The sequence below is a fragment of the Pseudomonas sp. B392_1p genome (assembly GCF_052245235.1).
Taxonomy (GTDB): domain Bacteria; phylum Pseudomonadota; class Gammaproteobacteria; order Pseudomonadales; family Pseudomonadaceae; genus Serpens; species Serpens gallinarum.
Map to the genome: position 1 here is coordinate 1 of NZ_JBQPXM010000031.1, position 1,958 is coordinate 1,958.

Below are 1,958 nucleotides of genomic sequence, written 5' to 3' on the forward strand. Positions count from 1 at the left end.
TCCCGCGCGCAGAGCCTGGACGTCTTGTCCTCCCAGGCCAACATCGCTGGCTACAAGGCCGTACTGCTCGCCGCGCATCATTACCCGCGCTTCATGCCCATGCTGATGACCGCCGCCGGGACCGTGAAAGCCGCCCGTGTGCTGATTCTCGGCGCCGGGGTGGCCGGTTTGCAGGCCATTGCCACCGCCAAACGTCTGGGCGCGGTGATCGAGGCCTCCGACGTGCGCCCGGCCGTGAAGGAACAAATCGAATCGCTTGGCGCCAAGTTCGTCGAGGTGCCGTTCGAGACCGATGAAGAGCGTGAATGCGCCCAAGGCGTCGGCGGCTATGCCCGTCCGATGCCGCAATCCTGGATGGAACGCCAGGCCAAGGCGGTGCACGAGCGCGCCAAGCAGGCCGACATCGTCATTACCACCGCCCTGATTCCGGGCCGCCAGGCGCCCACCCTGCTGCAGGAAGCCACGGTCGCCGAGATGAAGCCCGGCTCGGTGATCATCGACCTGGCCGCGGCACAAGGTGGCAACTGCCCGCTGACTGTTGCCGATCAAGTGGTCATGCAACATGGCGTAACCATTGTCGGCCACAGCAACCTGGCCGCCATGGTGCCGGCCGATGCCTCGGCCCTCTATGCCCGCAACCTGCTGGATTTCCTCAAGCTGGTCATCGACAAGGACGGCCAGTTCCACCTCAACCTCGAAGACGACATCGTCGCCGCGTGCCTGATGTGCACAGGCGGTGAGGTCGTGCGCCACAACGGCTAAGGGAAGGATCGCGACATGGATTTGATTTCCGACGGTATCTACAACCTGATCATCTTCGTGCTGGCCATCTACATTGGCTACCACGTGGTCTGGAACGTCACCCCGGCCCTGCACACCCCGCTGATGGCGGTGACCAACGCGATTTCCGCCATTGTCATCGTTGGCGCCATGCTGGCTGCCGCGCTGACCGTCACCCCGCTGGGCAAGGTCATGGGCACCCTGGCCGTGGCATTGGCCGCCGTCAACGTGTTCGGTGGCTTCCTGGTTACCCGCCGCATGCTGGAAATGTTCAAGAAGAAGGCTCCGAAGGCCTCGGTGGAGAAGTAAGCCATGAGCATGAACCTGATTACTGTTCTCTACCTGATCGCCTCGGTGTTTTTCATTCAAGCCCTCAAGGGCCTTTCGCACCCGACCACCTCGCGGCGCGGCAACCTGTTCGGCATGCTCGGCATGGCCATCGCCATCGTCACTACCGTGGGGCTGATCTACAAGCTCGGCGCGCTCTCTTTAAGAGAAGGGGGGGCCACCCAGGGCATCGGCTACGTCATCGTCGGCCTGCTGATCGGCGGCACCGCCGGCTCGATCATGGCCAAGCGCGTGGAAATGACCAAGATGCCGGAGCTGGTCGCCTTCATGCACAGCATGATCGGCCTGGCCGCGGTCTTCATTGCCATTGCCGCGGTCGTCGAGCCGCAGTCGCTGGGCATCGTCGCCAGCATGGCCGACCCGATTCCGGCCGGTAACCGCCTGGAGCTGTTCCTCGGTGCGGCCATCGGTGCAATCACCTTCTCCGGTTCGGTGATTGCCTTCGGCAAGCTCTCGGGCAAGTACAAGTTCCGCCTGTTCCAAGGCGCTCCGGTGCAGTTCAAGGGCCAGCACCTGCTCAACCTGGTGGTCGGCCTGGCGATTGTCGGCCTCGGCCTGGTCTACACCTTCACCGGCGATATCTCGGCCTTTGCGCTGCTGGTGGCGTTGGCGTTCGTGATCGGCGTGCTGATCATCATTCCCATCGGCGGCGCCGACATGCCGGTGGTGGTATCGATGCTCAACAGCTATTCGGGCTGGGCGGCGGCCGGCATCGGCTTCTCGCTGAACAACTCGATGCTGATCATCGCCGGCTCCCTGGTGGGTTCCTCAGGCGCGATCCTCTCCTACATCATGTGCAAGGCGATGAACCGCTCGTTCTTCAACGTGAT

The 1,958-nt window shown here is 63.2% G+C and carries 3 protein-coding genes; all 3 read left to right on the top strand.

The window, feature by feature from the left end:
• Positions 1-762 (top strand): NAD(P) transhydrogenase subunit alpha (locus ACTV8E_RS20655; RefSeq protein ID WP_443200694.1); only part of this gene is annotated, 762 nt, incomplete at its 5' end.
• 15 nt (positions 763-777) lie between these two features.
• A complete protein-coding gene (locus ACTV8E_RS20660) occupies positions 778-1,089 on the top strand; it encodes an NAD(P) transhydrogenase subunit alpha (RefSeq protein WP_251837864.1) in 312 nt (103 codons plus the stop codon).
• 3 nt (positions 1,090-1,092) lie between these two features.
• Positions 1,093-1,958 (top strand): NAD(P)(+) transhydrogenase (Re/Si-specific) subunit beta (locus ACTV8E_RS20665; RefSeq protein WP_443200695.1); only part of this gene is annotated, 866 nt, incomplete at its 3' end.

What these genes read in the sequence shown, in the direction of transcription:
- ACTV8E_RS20660 (WP_251837864.1), top strand. Translation starts at nt 778, where the DNA reads ATGGATTTGATTTCCGACGGTATCTACAACCTGATCATCTTCGTGCTG.